Source organism: Streptomyces soli (assembly GCF_003999195.1).
In the GTDB taxonomy this organism is placed as follows: domain Bacteria; phylum Actinomycetota; class Actinomycetes; order Streptomycetales; family Streptomycetaceae; genus Actinacidiphila; species Actinacidiphila soli.
Genome location: NZ_RJVR01000189.1, coordinates 67,505 through 82,578, shown reverse-complemented (window position 1 = coordinate 82,578; position 15,074 = coordinate 67,505). Strand labels below are relative to the sequence as shown.

The following is a 15,074-nucleotide window of genomic DNA, read 5'->3' as shown; positions in this document are numbered from 1 at the left end:
TTCCCCTCGTTGGACGCTGGTGACGTCGATGGTATTTGCCCGGCCCCGCGGTGCTGACACCGACTGTCAGTGAGACGCCGTAGGGTCCTGCCATGGGCACCAGTACTGACGGCATTCCCCCGCAGCGGCAGTCGGGACCGCGGCCGCCGTCATCGTTGTCGCCGTCCCGCGCCTCGGACTTTATGCGGTGTCCGCTGCTGTACCGGCTGCGGGTGATCGACAAGCTGCCGGAGAAGCCCAGCGAGGCGGCGACCCGGGGCACCGTGGTGCACGCGGTGCTGGAGCGGCTGTTCGACGCGCCGGCGGTGGAGCGGACGGCCGAGCGGGCGCGGGCGCTGGTGCCGGGCGAGTGGGAGAAGCTGCTGGCCGCGCGGCCGGAGTTGGCCGAGCTGTTCCCGGGCGAGGATGCGGCCGAGAGTGCCGAGAGTGCCGGTACCCGGCTCGCGGCGTGGCTGGAAAGCGCCGCCGCGCTGGTCGATCGGTGGTTCACCCTAGAGGATCCGACCCGCCTGGAGCCCGCCGAGCGCGAGCTGTACGTGGAGACGGAGCTGGAGTCGGGGCTCACCCTGCGCGGCTATGTCGACCGGCTGGATGTCGCGGCGGCCACCGGTGATCTGCGGGTGGTGGACTACAAGACCGGCAAGGCGCCCCGGCCCGAGTACGCGGACGAGGCGCTGTTCCAGATGAAGTTCTACGCGCTGGTGCTGTGGCGGCTGCGCGGGGTGGTGCCGCGCCGGCTGCAGCTGGTCTACCTGGGCAGCGGTGACGTATTGACGTACGACCCGACGGAGGCGGATCTGCGGACCGTGGCGCGCAAGCTGGAGGCGCTGTGGGAGGCGATCCGGCTGGCGACGGAGACGGGTGACTGGCGGCCGCGCCCGGGCCGGCTGTGCGACTGGTGCGACCACCAGGCGGTGTGCCCGTCCTTCGGGGGCACTCCCCCGCCGTATCCGCTGCCGCTGGTGGGGAAGAATGAGGATTCCTCGGCGACCGCATAAGGAGACCCCGTGGCGATTCGCGTCCTGCTCGTGGACGATCAGCCGCTGTTGCGCACCGGCTTCCGGATGATCCTGGAGGCCGAGCCGGACCTGGCCGTGATCGGAGAGGCCGGCGACGGCCAGCAGGCCCTGGACCAGGTGCGGGCGCTGCAGCCCGACGTGGTGCTGATGGACATCCGGATGCCGCGGATGGACGGGGTGGAGGCGACCCGCCAGATCACCGGCCCCGGACGGGACGGCCCGGCGAAGGTGCTGGTCCTGACCACCTTCGACCTCGACGAGTACGTAGTGGAGGCGCTGCGCGCCGGCGCCAGCGGCTTTCTGCTGAAGGACGCGCCGGCCCACGAACTGGTGCAGGCGATCCGGGTGGTCGCCGACGGCGAGGCCATGCTCGCGCCGAGCATCACCCGGCGGCTGCTGGACAAGTACGCGGGCCGACTGCCCTCGGGCGACGAGGCGGTGCCGCAGCCGCTGCACACCCTGACCGAGCGCGAGGTCGAGGTGCTGAAGCTGGTGGCCCGCGGCCTGTCGAACGCGGAGATCGCGGCGGAGCTGTTCGTCAGCGAGACGACGGTGAAGACCCACGTCGGGCATGTGCTGACCAAGCTGGCGCTCCGCGACCGGGTGCAGGCGGCCGTGTACGCGTACGAGAGCGGACTGGTGCGTCCCGGGGCGCAGTGACGGCTCCCCGGGACGGCACTGGCCCGGTGGCCCGTCCCGGGGCTACTGCTTGGCGACCTTCTCGATCTCCCAGAAGCGGAAGACGGTGGAGGCGTCGAGGGTCCATTCCAGGCCGTTGATGTTGTTCTGGGCGACGACGTACTGCTTGCCCTGCCACAGCGGGATGATCGGCACGTCCTTGGCGACCTGGTCCTGCAGTTCCTTGAACTGGGGGACGGTGAGGCTGCGGTCGGACTGGGCGGCGGTGCCGGGGATCAGGTCCGCGGTGATCCGGCTGTTGGTGTAGTGGTTGTAGAGCACATTGCCGTCGCCGAAGAACGGGGCGGTGAAGTTGTCGGGGTCCGGGTAGTCGGGGACCCAGCCCTTGACGTAGGCGGCGTACTTGCCGGCCTCGATGTTCTTGGCGTACGTGTCGGCGTCGACGCTCTTGACCGTGATGTCGAACAGGCCGGTGGCGTTGAGCTGCTTGGCGATGGTGTTGAGCTCGGCGACGGTGCCGGTGCCGTAGCGGACCGGGGTGGCCCACAGGGTGAAGCTGACCTTGCCGGTGATGCCGGCGCTCTTCAGCACGGCGCCGGCCTTGACGGTGTCGCCGCCCTCGCCGTAGCGGTCGAAGAAGGCGGTGTTGTGGCCGGTGATGCCGGCCGGGACGACCGAGTAGAGCGGGTCGACGGTGCGCTTGTAGACGTCGCGGATCATGGACTGGCGGTCGATGATGTACGCGATGGCCTGGCGGACCGCCTTGTTGCCCACCACGGGGTCGTTCAGGTTGAAGACCAGGTGCTGGACCTCGGCGCCGCTGCCCTCGACGACGTCCAGGTTGCCCTTGCCGCTGGTGGAGGCGGCCTGGATGTTGGCTATGTCCTGCATCTCCAGGCCTCGGTAGGCGAGGTCGACGGTGCCGTCGGTGAGGGCCTGCTTCAGGGTGGTCTCGTCGTTGTAGAAGCGCATGGTCATGCCGGCGTTCTTGATCACGTCGTCGCCGTTGTAGCTGCCGTTGACCTTGAAGACGGCTTCCTTGTTCTTGTCGTACGACTCCAGGGTGTACGGCCCGGAGCCGACGGCCTTGCCGTCGGTGCGCAGCGCGTCCATCTTGTACTGGCTGTGGTCCACGATGGATCCGGCACCCGAGGCGATCTTCATGGGGAAGGTCGCGTCGGAGTACTTGAGATGGAAGATGACGCTGTCGGCCCCGGGGGTGTCGACGGACTTGATCGAGCCGAGCAGCGCGCTCGCCGGGCCGTTGTCGTCATTGATCTTGATGGTGCGCTCGAAGGAGAACTTGACGTCCTCGGAGGTCAGACTGTCGCCATTGCTGAACTTCAGTCCCGACCTCAGGGTGCAGGCGTAGGTCTTGCTGCTGGTGTCGGTGAACTTGCAGCTCTTGGCGGCGTCGGGCACGGGCGTGGTGCCCCCGTTGGGGAAGCTGAGGAGAGACTGGAAGACGTTGTTGAAGACGATCCAGGAGCCCACGTCGTAGCCGGCTGCCGGGTCGACGGAGGTCACCTTGTCGGTGATCCCCATGGTGATGGCCTCGCCGGAGGTGTTCCCGGCCGACGACCCCGAGCCGCACCCGGCGACCACCGCCGCCGTCAGGGTCACAGAGAGCGGAAGCGCCAGCCGCTGGACTCGATTCCTCACGAGCATTCCTCACAGGTTTCTCGACCCATCACCAAAAAGGTCGCGCGGATCGCTGGACGCGAACGTCCCGGATCCGCGCGACCGGTGGGTCATCCTGTCATGCCGCGGCCCAGTTCCCAGTACTGGATTGTGGAGGAAGAGTTAAGAACCCACTCGACACCGGTGATGTCGGAACGGGAGGCCACGTAACCCTTGGCCTGCCAGAGCGGGATGAGCGGGATGTCCTTCGCGACGATGTCCTGCATCTTGCCGAAGTCGCTGGACGTGGTTTCACGGGCCGCCTGCTCGCGGGTGTGCGGGAGCAGTGTGCCGGTGATGGTGGGGCTCGTGTAGGGCAGTTGCAGGAAGTTGTCGCTGATGAAGGGGGCGATGTAGTTGTCGGCGTCGGGGAAGTCGGGGGCCCAGCCGATGCCGTAGAAGGCGTACTTGCCCTTGATCGCGTTGCCGACGAAGGTGCCGTAGTCCACCTTCTTGAGGCTGACGTCGAACAGCCCGGTGGCGTTGAGCGACTTCTGCAGCCAGAGGGCTTCCTCGCCGGCCGAGGAGCCGGCGGTGGTCCGGTACGTATACGTGATCTTCACCGGGGTGGAGATGTTGGCGCTCTGCAGCACCTGCGACGCCTTGGTCGTGCTCGGCTCACCGTAGAGGTTGTAAAAAGAGTTCTTGTGGCCGCTGATGCCCTGCGGAACGATCGAGTACAGGGGGTCCACGGTGCGCTGGTACGTGTCGCGGGCCAGCGTCGACCGGTCGAGGATGTCGGCGACGGCCTCGCGGACGGCCTTGGGCTGCACGGACTGGAACTTGGTGTTGAAGACGAGGTAGCGGGTCTCGGTGCCGGAGCCCTCGGTGAGCGTGACGCCCTTGACCTTGCCGTCCTGCATGGACTGGATCTCGGCCGGCTTGAAGGCGGTGGAGCCTGCCACGACATCGATGGTGCCGGCAGCGAGCGCGTCCTTCATCTTGCTGGAGTCGTCGAAGAACTTCACTTCGATCTTGCTGTTCTTCAGGGTGACATTGCCCTTGTAGCTGTCGTTCTTCGAGAGGACAGCACTGTCACCCTGGTTGAAGGAATCCAGCTTGTACGGGCCCGAGCCGAGGACCTTGAGGCCGTCGTACGGCTTGTCGGGCTGGTACACCTGGCCGTCCACGATGGCCCCGGCAGGCGTGGCCAGCTTGTACGGGAAGGTGGCGTCGGGAGCCTTGAGGTCGAAGACCACGGTCTTGTCGTTCGGGGTCTCGACCTTCTTGAGACCGGACAGCAGGCTGGCCGGGCCGAGGTCGCTGTTGATCTTGAGCATCCGCTCGAAGGAGTACTTCACGTCCTCGGCAGTAAGCGCGTCCCCGTTGGAGAAGGTCAGGCCGTCACGGAGCGTGCACCGGTAGGTCTCTGACTGCGTGTCGGAGAATGCGCAGCTCTTGGCGGCGTCGGGCTCCGGCGTGGTGCCGCTGCGCGGGAGGCGCAGCAGCATCTGGAACGTGTTGGACAGGATGTTCCAGGTGGCCGCGTCGTACGAGGTGGCCGGGTCGAGCGGCGCCGGATTGTCCTTCGAGACAACGATGGAATCCGTACTGCCGACGACGATGGCCTTGTCGCTGGAACCGCTGCCGCCGGAGCCCCCGCAACCAGCCAGTACGGGCGCGATCAGACCCACCAGGGCCGGCAGCACCAGTAGCTTGCGCTTCATCCTCGTTGTTCTCCCTGTTTCCGGCCTGCGGCCGTGCTGTGTCGTACTGGTACGTCAAGATGCCGGCCGCCGACGGAGGGTGGGGGCTCGCACACTTGAGCGACGATACCGAGAATGCGAAGGTGCGGCACCGAAGATGGGGCGAACTTGGGTGGAAGCCGTGACGGCAGCGGTGTTGACGTGCCAGGACAGTACTTCGAAGCCCCGACGTCGCTGGAACACGGGGAAGCCGAGCGCGAATCACGGGCCTGTAACGGGGTGCGCCACTCCGATATCCGAACACGGGAACGATCTGGTGGGTTAGGGCAGCAAAGGGGACACAACGACCCCGCCGGCGACTCCGGTCGGGGGCGCGCAGCATTCAACGGGCCGCCTGTCGACGGGCATTGACGTGACAAGAATCACGCGTCCGTTGTTTTTGCCGGGTAGATGAATTCGGACAGGCGCATTCGTCACGGAAAACGATCGGTCAGGCGCCCACAGTTCCGAAAGCCGGTTATGGGCGCACTCTCAGTGCACGGACGTAATCAGAGAGCGCAGAAAAGGCAGGTCCACGTGTTCCAGTGAGGGCACGACGGTACGTCCGGGCGCTTTCGGGATCGGCGCGATCGAGGGCACGGCCACCACCTGGCAGCCGGCCGCCTCCGCCGCCGCCACTCCGGTCGGGGTGTCCTCGATGACCACGCAGCGCGCCGGATCGGCCCCCAGCCGGGCCGCCGCGAGCAGGTACGGCTCGGGGTGCGGCTTGGTCCTGGAGACCTCGTCGCCCGCGATCGACAGCGCGAAGTGCTCGTGCCCCAGCGACCGCAGTACGGAGTCGATCACATGCCGCTGGGAGGCCGAGACCAGCGCTGTGGGCACCCCATGGGCACCGAGTTCGGTCAGCAGCCGCCGCGCGCCCGGCATCAGGGGGACGCCCCGGCCGATCAGCTCGGCGAAGCGCACATTGATCAGCGCCGACAGCTCGGCGAGGGTGGCGTCGGCGCCGGTGACCGAGATCAGGTGGCCCAGGCTGCGGGCCATCGGGCCGCCGACCACCACCTCGCGGTGGATCTCGTCGATGGCGTGGCCCAGCTCGGCGAAGACCTCGACCTCCGCATCCCACCAGAAGCCCTCGGTGTCGACGAGGGTGCCGTCCATGTCCAGGAGTACGGCCTGCAGGGCGGAACCGTCAGCCGGGCGGCTGTCCACGGCGGGAATCGTGCTGGTCATACGGCCCACTCCTCGCGCTGTCCAGGGGGAGACGAAGGCCGGTCGCCATGGCTCCACGGTGGTGGGGCGGGGCGACCGGCCTCTACCGGACCGTCCAGTCTACGTCGCCGGCGGCGGAAGTGCCTCCGGGGCGGGTCGTGGGCGCGTCGTGGACGGCCCGTGAGTGCCTCTGGGCTGCGCTCTAGCGGGCGTTGAAGTACTTGGCCTCGGGGTGGTGGATGACGATGGCGTCCGTGGACTGCTCGGGGTGCAGCTGGAACTCCTCGGAGAGCACGACGCCGATCCGCTGGGGTTCGAGCAGCTCGGCGATCTTGGCGCGGTCCTCGAGCTCCGGGCAGGCGCCGTAGCCGAGGGAGAAGCGGGCTCCCCGGTACTTCAGGGCGAACATGTCCTCGACGTCGTCCGGGTCCTCGGAGGCGAAGCCCAGCTCGGCGCGGACCCGGGCGTGCCAGTACTCGGCGAGGGCCTCGGCGAGCTGGACGGACAGGCCGTGGAGCTCCAGGTAGTCGCGGTAGGAGTCTGTGGCGAACAGCTCGTTGGCCGCCTCGGAGACCTTGTTGCCGACGGTGACGACCTGCAGGCCGACGACGTCGGTCTGGCCGGACTCCTCCGGGCGGAAGAAGTCGGCCAGGCAGAGGCGGCGGCCACGGCGCTGGCGGGGGAAGGTGAAGCGGGTGCGCTCGGTGCCGTCGTCGCCCAGGATGATCAGGTCGTCGCCCTTGGACACGCAGGGGAAGTAGCCGTACGTGACGGCGGCCTCCAGCAGCCCGTCGGTCTGCATCCGGTCCAGCAGCCCGCGCAGCCGGGGCCGGCCCTCGGTCTCCACCAGCTCCTCGTAGCTCGGGCCGCCGGCGCGGGCCTGCTTCAGGCCCCACTGGCCCTTGAAGAGGGCGCCCTCGTCCAGCCAGGAGGCGTAGTCCTTGAGCGGGATGCCCTTGACGACCCGCGAGCCCCAGAAGGGCGGGGTGGGGACGGGGTTGTCGACGGCGACGTCGGAGCGGATCTGGCCGCGGTTCTCCTCCGGCTCCTCCACCGGCAGGTCCCGCTTGGGCACCCGGCGCTGCTTGAGTTCGGGGAGTACGGCTCCGGGGACGCCACGCTTGACCCCGATGAGGGCGTCCATGAGGCGCAGGCCCTCGAAGGCGTCGCGGGCGTAGCGGACTTCGCCCTCGTAGATCTCGTGGAGGTCCTGCTCGACGTACGCCCGGGTCAGCGCGGCCCCGCCGAGGATGACGGGGTAGTCGGCGGCGAGCTTGCGCTGGTTGAGCTCCTCCAGGTTCTCCTTCATGATCACCGTGGACTTGACCAGGAGGCCCGACATGCCGATGACGTCGGCGCGGTGCTCCTGGGCGGCGTCGAGGATCGCCGAGACGGGCTGCTTGATGCCGAGGTTGACCACGGTGTAGCCGTTGTTGGACAGGATGATGTCCACCAGGTTCTTGCCGATGTCATGGACGTCGCCGCGGACCGTGGCGAGCACGATGGTGCCCTTGCCCTGGTCGTCGGTCTTCTCCATGTGCGGCTCCAGGTAGGCCACCGCGGTCTTCATGACCTCGGCGGACTGGAGCACGAAGGGCAGCTGCATCTGGCCCGAGCCGAAGAGCTCGCCGACGACCTTCATGCCCTCCAGGAGGGTGACGTTGACGATATCGAGAGCGGGGCGGGTCGTCAGGGCCTCGTCGAGGTCGGCCTCCAGGCCGTTCTTCTCGCCGTCGATAATGCGGCGCTGCAGGCGCTCGTCCAGTGGCAGGGCGGCCAGTTCCTCGGCGCGGCCGGCCTTGACGGACTTCAGGTCGACGCCCTCGAACAGCTCCAGGAAGGCCTGCAGCGGGTCGTAGCCCTCGCGGCGGCGGTCGTAGACCAGGTCGAGGGCGACCTCGCGCTGCTCCTCGGGGATCCGGGCGATCGGCAGGATCTTGGAGGCGTGGACGATGGCGGAATCGAGGCCGGCCTGCACGCACTCGTTGAGGAAGACCGAGTTGAGTACCACGCGGGCCGCCGGGTTGAGGCCGAAGGAGATGTTGGACAGGCCCAGGGTGGTCTGGACGTCCGGGTGGCGGCGCTTGAGCTCGCGGATGGCCTCGATGGTGTTGAGGCCGTCCTTGCGGGACTCCTCCTGGCCGGTGCAGATGGTGAAGGTCAGGCAGTCGATGAGGATGTCGGACTCACGCACGCCCCAGTTGCCGGTGAGGTCGGCGATCAGCCGCTCGGCGATCGCGACCTTGTGCTCGGGGGTACGGGCCTGCCCCTCCTCGTCGATGGTGAGCGCGATCAGCGCCGCGCCGTGTTCGACCGCCAGGGAGGTGATGCGGGCGAAGCGGGACTCGGGGCCGTCGCCGTCCTCGTAGTTCACCGAGTTGATCACCGCGCGGCCGCCGAGCTTCTCCAGTCCGGCGCGCAGGACGGCCGGCTCGGTGGAGTCCAGCACGATCGGCAGGGTGGAGGCGGTGGCGAAGCGTCCGGCGATCTCCTTCATGTCGGCGACGCCGTCGCGGCCCACGTAGTCCACGCAGAGGTCCAGCAGGTGGGCGCCCTCGCGGATCTGCTCGCGGGCCATCTCCACGCAGTCGTCCCAGCGGCTCTCGAGCATGGCCTCGCGGAACTTCTTGGAGCCGTTGGCGTTGGTGCGCTCGCCGATGGCCAGGTACGAGGTGTCCTGACGGAACGGCACCGTCTGGTAGAGGGAGGCGGCGCCGGGCTCGGGACGCGCCCGGCGGGGGGTGAGGTCGTGGCCCTGGACCCGCTCGACCACATGGCGCAGGTGCTCGGGGGTCGTGCCGCAGCAGCCGCCGACCAGGGACAGTCCGTATTCGCGTACGAAGGTCTCCTGCGCGTCCGCCAGCTCGACGGGGCTGAGCGGGAAGTGCGCCCCGTCCTTGGTGAGCACGGGCAGTCCGGCGTTGGGCATGCAGGAAACGCCCACTCGGGCGTGCCGGGCCAGGTAGCGCAGGTGCTCGCTCATCTCGGCGGGGCCGGTGGAGCAGTTCAGGCCGATCATGTCAATGCCCAGCGGCTCCAGCGCGGTGAGCGCGGCGCCGATCTCCGAGCCGAGCAGCATGGTGCCGGTGGTCTCCACCGCGACCTGGCAGAGCAGCGGCAGCTCCAGGCCCGCGGCCCGCATGGCGCGCTTCGCGCCGATGACCGAGGCCTTGATCTGCAGCAGGTCCTGGGAGGTCTCGATCAGGACCGCGTCGGCGCCGCCCGCGATGAGGCCGGCGACGTTCTGCTCGTAGCCGTCGCGCAGCGTCTCGTACGGGGCGTGGCCGAGGGTCGGCAGCTTGGTGCCGGGGCCGACGGAGCCGAGCACCCAGCGGGGGCGGCCGTCGGCGGCGAAGTCGTCGGCGACCTCGCGGGCGATGCGGGCGCCGGCCTCGGAGAGCTCGTAGATGCGGTCGGCGACGTCGTACTCCCCCAGCGCTGCCAGGTTGGCGCCGAAGCTGTTGGTCTCGACGCAGTCCACGCCGACCGCGAAGTACTCCTCGTGCACCGATCGGACGATGTCCGGGCGGGTGACGTTCAGGACCTCGTTGCAGCCCTCGAGCCCTTGGAAGTCGTCGAGGGAGGGGTCGTGCGACTGGAGCATGGTGCCCATCGCGCCGTCGGCCACCACGACACGGGTGGCGAGGGCCTCGCGGAGCGCTGTGGCTCGGGCGGTGCTGGCGGACGAGGGGGACGGCGAGGCCATGAATGTGCTCCCTGGGATGCGACGGCTGTCGGCTTTGCGTGTCCGAATTGATCGGGCCCGCACCGGGCCAGACTAACGCGCGGACAGAACCGGGTCCTGGGGATTCCGAGGGGCGGACGGTAGGTGTCAGAATCGACTCTGACAAGATGGGGTCGACATGGTCTGACGTTGTTCAACATTGTCGACCCATGTCTGGCGTCATTACGGAAGGTGTTTCATGCCAGGACCCATCCAGTCGCTCACCAGGGCGGCCGCGATCCTGCGGCTGCTCGCGGGCGGGGAGCGGCGGCTCGGCCTGTCGGACGTGGCCTCGTCACTGGGGCTCGCCAAGGGCACGGCCCACGGGATCCTGCGCACCCTGCAGCAGGAGGGGTTCGTCGAGCAGGACGCGGCATCCGGCAAGTACCAGCTGGGCGCCGAGCTGCTCCGGCTGGGCAACAGCTACCTGGACGTCCACGAGCTGCGGGCCCGCGCCCTGGTCTGGACGGACGACCTGGCCCGCTCCAGCGGCGAGGCGGTCTACCTCGGGGTGCTGCACCAGCAGGGCGTGCTCATCGTGCACCATGTCTTCCGGCCCGACGACAGCCGGCAGGTACTGGAGGTCGGGGCCATGCACCCGCTGCACAGCAGCGCCCTGGGCAAGGTTCTTTCGGCGTACGACCCGGTCGCGCACAACGAACTCACCGACCTGAAGCGCGAGCCACTGACCCCGCGCACCATCACCGAGCTGCCCGACCTCGAGGGCGTGCTCGACCTGACCCGCGCCCGGGGCTGGGCCTCGGACCTGGAGGAGACCTGGGACGGGGTGGCGTCGATCGCCGCACCGATCCACGACCGGCGCAAGGTGCCGGTGGGCGCGGTGGCGATCACCGGCGCCGTGGAGCGGGTGTGCGAGGACGGCGACATCCGGGCCCAACTCGTCGCCGCGGTACGGGATTGCGCGCGCTCGGTGTCCCGCGATCTGGGCGCCGGACGTTTCTGAGACGTTAGTGAGACTTTTCGTACTTTCAAGAGTCCTTCCTCACAGACCTCTTGACGCGTGCCGCAGCGCGGATGAAAACTTCCGTTCGGCGGTCGACATTGTCGAACACCGACCGACGGAGTCGGTAGGATGCGCGAAGTCCAGACCGCCGGTAGCCCCTCCCCTGGACGAAGGACAAAGGAGTCGCGGGTGTCCAGCGACAAGATCTTCATCGGCGAGACCATCGGTACCGCCATACTCATACTTCTCGGTGCCGGTGTCTGCGCGGCGGTCACCCTCAAGAGCTCCAAGGCCCGGAACGCCGGATGGGTGGCCATCGCCTTCGGGTGGGGCTTCGCCGTCCTGACCGGTGCCTACATCTCGGGCAGCCTCTCCGGCGCCCACCTGAACCCGGCAGTGACCATCGGTCTGGCCATCGACACCGGCCAGTGGAGCAAGGTCCCGGTCTACCTGGCCGGCCAGCTCCTCGGCGCGATGATCGGCGCAGCGCTGGTCTGGGTCGCGTACTACGGCCAGTTCAAGGCCCACATGAACGACCCCGAGATCGCGGCGCTCGCCAAGAACAGCAACAGCCCGGCCGGTCCGGTGCTCGGCATCTTCTCCACCGGCCCCGAGATCCGCAACACGGTCCAGAACCTGGCCACCGAGATCATCGGCACCTTCGTGCTGGTCCTGTTCATCCTGACCCTCGGCCTCACCAAGGGCCTGGCCGTCTCCGGCACCGGCACCATGATGGTCGCCCTTGTCGTGGTCGGCATCGGCCTGTCGCTCGGCGGTCCCACCGGTTACGCCATCAACCCGGCCCGCGACCTCGGCCCGCGCATCGTGCACGCCCTGCTGCCGCTGCCGAACAAGGGCGGATCGGACTGGCGATACGCCTGGATCCCCGTCGTCGGCCCGATAGTGGGGGCGGCGCTTGCCGCCGGCCTGTACAAGATCGCGTTCTGACCGCCCGAGTCCCAGGATTTGAGGAGCACATCGTGACCGACGCACACACCACTGGTCCGTTCATCGCCGCGATCGACCAGGGCACCACCTCGTCCCGCTGCATCGTCTTCGACAAGGACGGCCGGATCGTCGCGGTCGACCAGAAGGAGCACGAGCAGATCTTCCCGAAGCCGGGCTGGGTCGAGCACGACGCCGCCGAGATCTGGACCAACGTCCAGGAGGTTGTCGACGGGGCCGTCACCAAGGCGGGCATCACCTCCGCCGACGTGAAGGCGATCGGCATCACCAACCAGCGTGAGACCACGCTGCTGTGGGACAAGGCGACCGGCGAGCCGGTGCACAACGCCCTGGTCTGGCAGGACACTCGCACCGACGCCCTGTGCAAGGAGCTCGGCCGCAATGTCGGCCAGGACCGCTTCCGCCGCGAGACGGGCCTGCCGCTGGCCTCCTACTTCGCCGGCCCGAAGATCCGCTGGCTGCTGGACAACGTCGAGGGCCTGCGCGAGCGCGCCGAGCGCGGCGAGATCCTGTTCGGCACCATGGACAGCTGGGTGATCTGGAACCTCACCGGCGGCCCGGACGGCGGCGTGCACGTCACCGACGTCACCAACGCCTCGCGCACCCTGCTGATGAACCTGGCGACCCTCCAGTGGGACGAGAAGATCCTCTCCTCCATGGACATCCCGGCCGCCGTCCTGCCGGAGATCCGCTCCTCCGCCGAGGTCTACGGCCACGCCGTCGGCGGCCTGCTGGCCGGCATCCCCGTCGCCTCCGCGCTGGGTGACCAGCAGGCGGCCCTGTTCGGCCAGACCTGTTTCGCCGAGGGCGAGGCCAAGTCGACGTACGGCACCGGCACCTTCCTGCTGATGAACACGGGTGAGACGCCGGTCAATTCGTACAACGGCCTGCTGACCACGGTCGGCTACCGGATCGGCGACCAGAAGCCGGTCTACGCGCTCGAGGGCTCGATCGCGGTCACCGGTTCGCTGGTGCAGTGGATGCGGGACCAGATGGGCCTGATCAAGAGCGCGGCCGAGATCGAGACGCTGGCCCTGTCGGTGGACGACAACGGCGGCGCCTACTTCGTGCCGGCCTTCTCCGGTCTGTTCGCCCCGCACTGGCGCTCCGACGCCCGTGGCGTCATCGCCGGCCTGACCCGGTACGTCACCAAGGCGCACATCGCCCGTGCCGTCCTGGAGGCCACCGCCTGGCAGACCCGCGAGATCGTCGACGCCATGACCAAGGACTCCGGCGTCGAGCTGGCCGCGGTCAAGGTCGACGGCGGCATGACCTCCAACAACCTGCTGATGCAGACCCTCGCCGACTTCCTGGACGCGCCCGTGGTGCGCCCCATGGTCGCCGAGACCACCTGCCTGGGCGCCGCATACGCCGCCGGCCTGGCCGTCGGCTTCTGGGCGGACACCGACGAGCTGCGCGCCAACTGGCGCCGGGCCGCCGAGTGGACGCCCAACATGGACGCGGCCCAGCGTGACCGCGAGTACAAGAGCTGGCTCAAGGCCGTCGAGCGGACCATGGGCTGGATCGAGGACGAGGAGTAACAAAAAAATGAGCACCCTGCAGAGCGTCCCCACCCTTGGGACGCACCCGACCGCCGGCCGCAACCCCGGCCGTTCCGAGACCCGGGAGCTGCTGAGCCACGCCACGTACGACCTACTGGTGATCGGCGGCGGCATTCTCGGCACCTCGGTGGCCTGGCACGCCGCGCAGTCCGGGCTGCGGGTCGCCATGGTGGACGCCGGCGACTTCGCCGGCGCCACCAGCTCCGCCTCCTCCAAGCTGGTCCACGGCGGTCTGCGCTACCTGCAGACCGGCGCGGTCAAGCTGGTGGCGGAGAACCACCAGGAGCGGCGTGCGCTGGCCAAGGACGTGGCCCCGCACCTGGTCAATCCGCTCACCTTCTACCTGCCCGTCTACAAGGGCGGCCCGGTGAGCGCGCCCGTGCTCGGCGCCGGGGTCTTCGCCTACACCGCGCTGTCCGCCTTCGGCGACGGCGTCGGCAAGGTGATCTCCCCGGCCCGTGCCGCGGCCGACAACCCCGGCCTGAACACGGACAACCTCAAGGCCGTGGCGGTCTACTACGACCACCAGATGAACGACTCCCGGGTGGCCGTCATGACGGTCCGCGCGGCCGTCGAGGCCGGGGCCGTGGTGCTCAACCACGCCGAGGTCACGGGGCTTCGCTTCACCCGCGGCCGGGTCAGCGGCGCCGACCTCAGAGACCGCCTGGACGGCAGCGAGTTCGGGGTCGACGCCCGGATGGTGCTCAACGCCACCGGCCCGTGGGTCGACCACCTGCGCCGGATGGAGGACGCGGGCGCCGACCCGTCGATCCGCCTGTCAAAGGGCGCCCACGTGGTGCTCAAGCGCCAGGCGCCGTGGCGGGCAGCGATGGCCACCCCGGTCGACAAGTACCGCATCACCTTCGCGCTGCCGTGGGAGGACCAGCTGATGCTGGGCACCACGGACGAGGAGTACACCGGCGACCCGGCGGACGTACGGGCCACGGAGTCGGACATCCAGCAGATCCTGGACGAGGCCAGGCTCTCCGTCCGCGACGAACACCTGTCCCGGGACCTCATAACGTACGCCTTCGCGGGACTTCGGGTGCTGCCCGGCGGTCCCGGTGACGTCAAGAAGGCCAAGCGCGAGACGGTCGTCACCGAGGGGCGGGGCGGCATGCTGTCTGTCGCCGGCGGCAAGTGGACGACGTACCGCCACATCGGCCGGACGGTGGTCGGAAAGCTGGCCAAGCTGCCCGGCCGGCCGCTGACCGACGACATGGAGCCCTTGTCGCGGCTGCCCAAGCGGCTGCCGCTGCCGGGTATCGCCAACCCGAACGCGGTCGCCCACCGTCTGCTGATGGACCGCGACCCGGGCCACCGCATCGATCCGCTGACGGCCCGTCACCTCGCCACGCACTACGGCTCGCTGTCCTTCGAGATCGCCCGCATGGTGAACGAGGACCCGTCGCTGGGCGAGCGCATCCACCCCGACGGCCCGGAGATCTGGGCGCAGGTCGTGTACGCACGCGACCACGAGTGGGCCGAGACCGCGGACGACGTGCTGCGCCGCCGTACGACCCTGACCGTGCGGGGCCTGGACACCGTGGACGTACGCGACCGGGTCGAGGTGCTGCTCGCGAAGCGCGCCTGACGCCACTCCCTGGAACTCATCCAGCAGCAAGTCAACTTGACCCGGTCGTTTACGGCCGGGTCAAGTTG

Annotated in this window: 10 protein-coding genes; 6 read left to right on the top strand and 4 right to left on the bottom strand. The window is 68.8% G+C overall.

Features of this window, described 5'->3' with window-relative positions:
- Window positions 1-92 precede the first annotated feature (92 nt).
- Window positions 93-998 carry a RecB family exonuclease gene (locus EFK10_RS17545; RefSeq protein ID WP_127356613.1) on the top strand — a complete coding sequence of 302 codons (906 nt, stop codon included), beginning with the start codon at window positions 93-95 and terminating at the stop codon, window positions 996-998.
- Between the two features lie 9 nt (window positions 999-1,007).
- On the top strand, window positions 1,008-1,679 hold the full coding sequence (locus tag EFK10_RS17540; protein ID WP_127356612.1) for a response regulator: 672 nt from the start codon (window positions 1,008-1,010) through the stop codon (window positions 1,677-1,679).
- Between the two features lie 42 nt (window positions 1,680-1,721).
- Here EFK10_RS17540 and EFK10_RS17535 read toward each other — a convergent pair whose 3' ends face one another.
- The 4 genes from EFK10_RS17535 to metH form a co-directional block, all read right to left on the bottom strand.
- Window positions 1,722-3,320: an ABC transporter substrate-binding protein gene (locus EFK10_RS17535; RefSeq protein WP_127356611.1), complete on the bottom strand. Its 1,599-nt coding sequence runs from the start codon at window positions 3,318-3,320 to the stop codon at window positions 1,722-1,724.
- An 89-nt stretch (window positions 3,321-3,409) separates the two neighbouring features.
- Window positions 3,410-5,005: an ABC transporter substrate-binding protein gene (locus tag EFK10_RS17530; protein WP_127356610.1), complete on the bottom strand. Its 1,596-nt coding sequence runs from the start codon at window positions 5,003-5,005 to the stop codon at window positions 3,410-3,412.
- A 510-nt stretch (window positions 5,006-5,515) separates the two neighbouring features.
- A complete protein-coding gene (locus EFK10_RS17525; RefSeq protein ID WP_127356609.1) occupies window positions 5,516-6,217 on the bottom strand; it encodes an HAD family hydrolase in 702 nt (233 codons plus the stop codon).
- 181 nt (window positions 6,218-6,398) lie between these two features.
- Window positions 6,399-9,902, bottom strand: coding sequence for a methionine synthase (gene metH / locus EFK10_RS17520; protein ID WP_127356608.1), 3,504 nt, complete (start codon window positions 9,900-9,902; stop codon window positions 6,399-6,401).
- Between the two features lie 217 nt (window positions 9,903-10,119).
- On the opposite strand from metH, the gene EFK10_RS17515 reads away from it, so the two are divergent.
- From EFK10_RS17515 to EFK10_RS17500, 4 genes are all read left to right on the top strand, one after another.
- Window positions 10,120-10,884 (top strand): IclR family transcriptional regulator, encoded by a 765-nt coding sequence (locus tag EFK10_RS17515; protein WP_127356607.1) that lies wholly within the window; start codon window positions 10,120-10,122, stop codon window positions 10,882-10,884.
- Between the two features lie 189 nt (window positions 10,885-11,073).
- Window positions 11,074-11,832, top strand: coding sequence for an MIP/aquaporin family protein (locus EFK10_RS17510; RefSeq protein WP_127356606.1), 759 nt, complete (start codon window positions 11,074-11,076; stop codon window positions 11,830-11,832).
- A gap of 32 nt (window positions 11,833-11,864) precedes the next feature.
- Window positions 11,865-13,391, top strand: a complete 1,527-nt coding sequence (glpK, locus tag EFK10_RS17505; RefSeq protein ID WP_127356605.1) for a glycerol kinase GlpK — start codon at window positions 11,865-11,867, stop codon at window positions 13,389-13,391.
- Window positions 13,392-13,398: 7 nt separating this feature from the next.
- Window positions 13,399-15,006 carry a glycerol-3-phosphate dehydrogenase/oxidase gene (locus EFK10_RS17500; RefSeq protein ID WP_127356604.1) on the top strand — a complete coding sequence of 536 codons (1,608 nt, stop codon included), beginning with the start codon at window positions 13,399-13,401 and terminating at the stop codon, window positions 15,004-15,006.
- Window positions 15,007-15,074 lie beyond the last annotated feature (68 nt).